Annotated in this window: 7 protein-coding genes; 4 read left to right on the top strand and 3 right to left on the bottom strand. The window is 25.4% G+C overall.

The genetic code is table 11. From position 1 onward, the window contains the following. Positions 1–145: 145 nt before the first annotated feature. Positions 146–781 (bottom strand): hypothetical protein, encoded by a 636-nt coding sequence (locus E6A48_RS10705; RefSeq protein WP_219710219.1) that lies wholly within the window; start codon positions 779–781, stop codon positions 146–148. 288 nt (positions 782–1,069) lie between these two features. On the opposite strand from E6A48_RS10705, the gene E6A48_RS10710 reads away from it, so the two are divergent. The 4 genes from E6A48_RS10710 to scpB all read left to right on the top strand — a co-directional run bounded on the left by E6A48_RS10710 (position 1,070) and on the right by scpB (position 4,227). Next, the gene (locus E6A48_RS10710) at positions 1,070–1,510 is read left to right on the top strand and encodes a YkgJ family cysteine cluster protein (protein WP_014936830.1); all 441 of its coding nucleotides are present in this window, start codon (positions 1,070–1,072) and stop codon (positions 1,508–1,510) included. A gap of 15 nt (positions 1,511–1,525) precedes the next feature. Then, positions 1,526–2,986: a B12-binding domain-containing radical SAM protein gene (locus E6A48_RS10715; RefSeq protein WP_219710223.1), complete on the top strand. Its 1,461-nt coding sequence runs from the start codon at positions 1,526–1,528 to the stop codon at positions 2,984–2,986. Positions 2,987–3,004: 18 nt separating this feature from the next. After that, on the top strand, positions 3,005–3,499 hold the full coding sequence (locus tag E6A48_RS10720; protein ID WP_219710225.1) for an NUDIX hydrolase: 495 nt from the start codon (positions 3,005–3,007) through the stop codon (positions 3,497–3,499). Between the two features lie 92 nt (positions 3,500–3,591). Beyond that, positions 3,592–4,227: an SMC-Scp complex subunit ScpB gene (gene scpB, locus E6A48_RS10725; protein ID WP_219710228.1), complete on the top strand. Its 636-nt coding sequence runs from the start codon at positions 3,592–3,594 to the stop codon at positions 4,225–4,227. 109 nt (positions 4,228–4,336) lie between these two features. Here scpB and E6A48_RS10730 read toward each other — a convergent pair whose 3' ends face one another. Continuing rightward, positions 4,337–5,068, bottom strand: coding sequence for a GntR family transcriptional regulator (locus E6A48_RS10730; protein WP_198294993.1), 732 nt, complete (start codon positions 5,066–5,068; stop codon positions 4,337–4,339). Between the two features lie 75 nt (positions 5,069–5,143). After that, positions 5,144–5,722, bottom strand: a 579-nt coding sequence (locus tag E6A48_RS10735) for an ROK family protein (RefSeq protein WP_219710230.1), incomplete at its 5' end; no start/stop codon positions are given.

A 5,722-nucleotide genomic window follows, 5' to 3' on the forward strand; every position in this document is an offset into this window, starting at 1 on the left:
CAAAGCCCTGCAAATAATTAAAATAAAAAAATTATTTTTAATAAATTTGAAAACCTTTAGTATGATATATTAATAAAAAATAAGGCTTATGATAAATATATTCATTCATCATAAGCCCAATATTCTATACTAATTATTATAAGGTTTAACGCTTTCCAAAATGAATACCTAGAGAAAGCATAGCTCCTATTGAATGATGCTGATTTATATTATAGCCTCCAAATAAGTTATTTATATCACTTTTATCAAATATCATATATTCATAAAAAATATTAAGACCATATACGATAGCTAAAGTTTCATTAACATTATAAATTCTAGTTTCTAAAAATAAATTAACGTATGGAGATATTGGAACTTTATTTGGTTTTATATTTAAATCATCTATTATGGGTATAAATTTAACACCTGAAGATAAGCCGAAAACTGAATCTATTTTTGAATTTAAAACAGGAGTAAATATAAATTTTAATGCCAAACCTGTTGTTATTGCACCTGCACCTAATTGATTTATTTTATAATTATCATTTTTTAAAGATATCATTCGAGCATCTATTCCTGTATCAAATAATAAGCTTATGCTTCTGAAAGAAGATTTATTTATAGGAAAGTTATAACCTAATTGTAAATTTAAATCTAATCTTGGCTCAAAAACCCCGCCTGTTAAATCAGTAAAACTGTCGGCAAATCCAAATTTTCCAGCGAAATCTAATTCAAAAGCAGGAAATAGCATACTTGAAAAAATAAATATAAAAGAAATTATAAATATTTTTAACTTCATTTTAGTTCTCCTAATATATTTAGTATAAAATGTATTATATAATTTTCATATAAAAATATCAACAAAAAGTTGCAAAAACGCATATACTATAGCTAATGTTTTAGGAATATATATTAAGATAATACCAACATTTTAAGCTAAAAATGCAGTTCTTTTTTCTTTTATACCAATATAAAGAAGTGGAGCGGTTATCCAATCCGCTATAATAACAAAAATATCAAATTGACAAAACCTAATCACTTTAGTATAATTAAATGATTGTTTTATTTTTTATAAGGTGATTTATTGATGAAAGTTATACCGTCTGATAAAATTTTTAAAGATAGAAAAGAGAAAGTTACAGATAAATTATGTGCAGATTGTAATTCTTTATGCTGTCATGATTTGGTAATGGAAATATCTAAACCTAAAAATGAAGAAGAATTAAAAACTTTGAAATGGTATCTTTATTTTAAGCATTCATTTATATTTATATATCAGGATACTTGGTACCATATGATAAGAAGCGAGTGCAGATATTTAGATAAAAAAACTTATTTGTGCAAAAATTATGAGAATAGGCATGATATATGTACTAAGCATAGTCCGCCTAAATGTGAGAGATATGAAGAGTGGTATGATGTAATATTTGATGACCAGTATGAATTAGAAAAATATGTTTATGAGAATAAAATAATTAAAAAGAAATCTTCTAAATCTCCTAAAAAAATAGCTAAAAAAGTAAAATAAAAAAATATATAAACAATGAAAAAAGAAAAAATTGATAGAGTATGTATAACATATCCTCCTTTTGAATATAATAAAGGTTTTCCATTAATGTCTTTAAATAGGCAATTTCAATGGGTGAGGAATTTTACTGCTAATTACCCAATACTTCCTGCCTATGCTGCTACTTTATTAAAAAATAACGGCTATGATGTTTTTTTTATAGATACTGTTGCAAGAAAGATGGATATAATAGATTGGCTTATACAGATAGACAAAATAAATCCGCAATTAATATTTTTTGAAGCTACTACTGCTACCATAAATTATACTTGGGATACTATTAATGCTATTAAAGATAAATATAAAAATGCTTATATAGTTTTAGCAGGCGACCATGTTACAGCATTGCCTGAAGAGAGTTTTGATAAGTCTGAAGTAGATTTTGTTATTACAGGTGGAGATTATGATATACTTCTCTTAAGCATTGTAAATCATATTAATAATGGTGAAAAATTAAAAGAGGGTATATATTATAGAACTTCTCAAGGAAATATTAGAAATACCGGCAAATGTAAACTTGATTATCCTTTAGATAGGCTTCCATTTATAGATAGAAATCTCACTAATTGGAAATTATATTCCAAAGAAAATGAATATTATAAAAAAACTCCAGCTACTTTTATTATGTCTGGAAGGGGGGCTGTTTTTGGCAATTATAATTGTGCAGCTTCTAATGTATTATTTAATAATGTTAGATTAAGAAACCCTATTAATGTTGTTGATGAAATAGAATATTTATATAAAAGATACGGTATAAAAGAGTTTGTTGATGTTACAGTGTCTTTTCCTATGGGTGAGTGGCTTTCATTATTTTGTCAAACTATGATAGAGAGAAAATTAAATAAAAAAGTTTATATTGATTGCCACATGTATTTTACTGATTTGGATTATCATTATTATAAGATGATGAGAAGAGCAGGGTTTAAAACATTAATAGTTACTTTTCCTTCTGCAAACACTAAAACGTTAGAGAAACTTTTTCCTTCAAATGTAAATATAGATTCTGTTATCGAGTCTATTAAAATGGCAAGAAAGGCTGGCTTATTTATAGATATGATGGTAAAGATAGGATATCCTTGGGAAAATGAAGATGATATTATTGCTACATTTGATGTAATAAAATATTTAATGACTAATGGTTATATTAATACAATGAATACTTCTATTTTTGTTCCATATCCTGGTACTAATATATTTAATTATTGCAGTGAGAATAATTATATTAATACTGATAATTGGTTTGAATATGATATGCGTACTAGTGTGCTGAAATTGGAAGTTGATGATATTTTTCAGTATGTAGAATATTTTTATAATTTATCTTTTAATCCTATGTATGTTTTGCATAAAATTTTAAGTATTAGAGATATATATGATATTAGGCATCATATAAACTCTTTTAGAAATATAATATCATCGTATATCAATAGGGAGTGATAATAGTAAAAAAATATTATGGCTGAGATTTGGGACATCTATGATATAAACAAAAATCAAAAGAATAAGCTGCATAAAAGAGGTGTGCCTTTAGAAGATGGCGATTATCATATAGTTATACATGCTTGGGTGGTTAATAGTAATGATGAGGTGATATTAACCAAAAGACATAGCAGTAAAAAGATATGCCCTAATATGTGGGAATGTACTGAGGGTTCTATAGTTGCTGGTGAGAGCAGTGTTGAGGGAGCTATTAGGGAGCTAAAAGAAGAGATAGGGCTTAATTTTGAAATTAATGAGGCTATATTTCTTACTTCGTTTATTCTTGATTTTTCTAATACTATAATTGATTCTTATGTGTTTAAGAGAGATGTTAATATAAATGATTTAATCTTGCAAGAAAATGAGGTTAGTGAGGCAAAAATTGTTGATGAAAGAGTTTATAGAGAGATGTGTAGAAGTGGAGAGGTAGTTGAGTCTTTAATGTATTTTTATGATTTATACAAAAAATAATACAAAAATTCTTCTAAATTTTTTTTAGATTGAAAAAAAGAATTTATATGTTATAATACTGTAAAACTAAAAATGAAAAAGGATTTTCTTAAATGAGTTTAGAGGAATTATCTAATCAAGATACTATTGAAGCTAATAATAATAATGAAGTAAAGGCAGAGAGCAATTTTACAATAGATGAAAATGTATTAGAGAATCAGGAAGAGCTTGAGAGGGTATTAGAAGCTGTTATATATGTAGAGGGTACAGTTTCTATATCTAGATTAAGAAACCTTTTTAAGTGTGAAAATACTGACATAAGAAACTATATAGAAAATATTAATAATAGATACAAAAGTGTAGGAAGTGCCATAGAGATATTGGAAATAGGTGATAGTGTGATGATGACTATAATACCTTCTACATTTGGTACTTTATCTGCAATATATGACAGAAAGCGTAAGAAAAAAATATCAAAAGCTATGCTTCAAACACTTTCTATTATAGCATATAAACAACCCCTTACAAAAGCAGAAATTGATGATATAAGACAAAGCGATAGTTCTTATCATCTTAGAATGCTTATGGAAGATGGTTTTATAGCTTGGAAAGGTAGAAAAGATTATCTTGACAAAAGACAAACATACGGAACAACAGATAAATTCTTAATGCATTTCGGTATCAATAGTTTAGATGATTTACCAAAATTAAGAGAATTAAAAGATTTAGAGTTTAACAGAAACGATTAATTATTTAAATATATATATAATTATAAAACTAAAATTTGTATTTAGTTTTATAATTATACTATTTTTTATTGTAATATTTTATTATTAATTATTATAAAAAATACTAATTTTAATATTCTAAATCAACAGTAAAGTAATACATATCAGCTCTATAATATGCTTCTAAATATTCTAAAGGAATATTGTCTGTACAATAACTTACCCTTTCTATATATAAAATAGGGTCTCCTTTTTTTATATTTAAAATATTCGATATTCTTTTATCAGCATTTATAGCTGTTATTTTCTGTTTAGCATGTTTCCATATGATTTTATAATTATCTTTTATAAAAGTTCTTAAAGATTCATTATTAAAATCTCTATTCAATACTTCAGGGCATCTGTCATATATAAGATTTGCTGACTCTAAACATATAGGTTCATTTTGCATAAGTCTAAGTCTTTCTATATTTATAAGTTTTGTATTGTTTGGTATAGATAGAGCTTCTGATATATTATTATTGCATTCTACAATTTTATTAGTTATAACTTTAGTAGAATGACTATATCCTTTATTTTTCATATTATCGTTAAAATCAATTATAGATGCTAGGTTATTTTCTATTTTCTGTGCTTTTACAAATGTACCAATACCTCTTTTCTTAGATATTAAACCTTCTTGTGATAGCATATCCATAGCTTTTCTAACAGTAATTCTACTCACTTTATATTTTTCTATTAATTCATTTTCTGTTGGAAATAAATCATTAGGTTTGTAATCACCTGATTTTATTTTATTTAAAAGAATATCATAAAGTTGATAGTATAATTGTACTCTGCTTGTATTGTCTATTATTTCCATAAACATCTCTTTTTATATTAAATTTAATTAGTTTTTTTAGTATATAAAATTTTAAATATTTTTACAATAATTATTTTATAATCCTAAAACAGATATAATACTTCCTATTACTCCTGCATTAATATCGTTATCAGAATATATAATATTTATATTATTTCTAGGATTTGGAGCTCTCAAATTATTTTTAACTTCATTTTCAAAAAAATCCAAAGGGAAGTTTTTCATAACAGGAACACCGCCACCTATAATAACAGCATTTGGATCTAAAATGCTTATTTCAGTTGCTACTGCAATAGCAAAATATCTTACAAAATCTTTTAATTCTTCAATATCATCAAAATAATTAAATATTGATGATATATCTTTTATATTATGATTATTTGCTATTTGTTCTAATTTTCTGCCAGATACTAAAGTTTCTATGCATCCAGTTTTTCCACAATCACATTTATTATAACATCCTAAGGCAGGTATATGTCCAAGTTCTGCTGAACCTCCGCTAAATCCATAATGTATTTTTCCATCTATAGCAATTGCATTACCAAGTCCTGTACCTAAATATATACCTACTATTATCCCATTTTTATCTAAATGATTTTTGTTAATATCATACAATAAAAGAGAATTAACATCTTTTTGAAGAAACACATCTAT

It is taken from the genome of Brachyspira pilosicoli (genome assembly GCF_019402445.1).
In the GTDB taxonomy this organism is placed as follows: Bacteria; Spirochaetota; Brachyspiria; order Brachyspirales; family Brachyspiraceae; genus Brachyspira; species Brachyspira pilosicoli_B.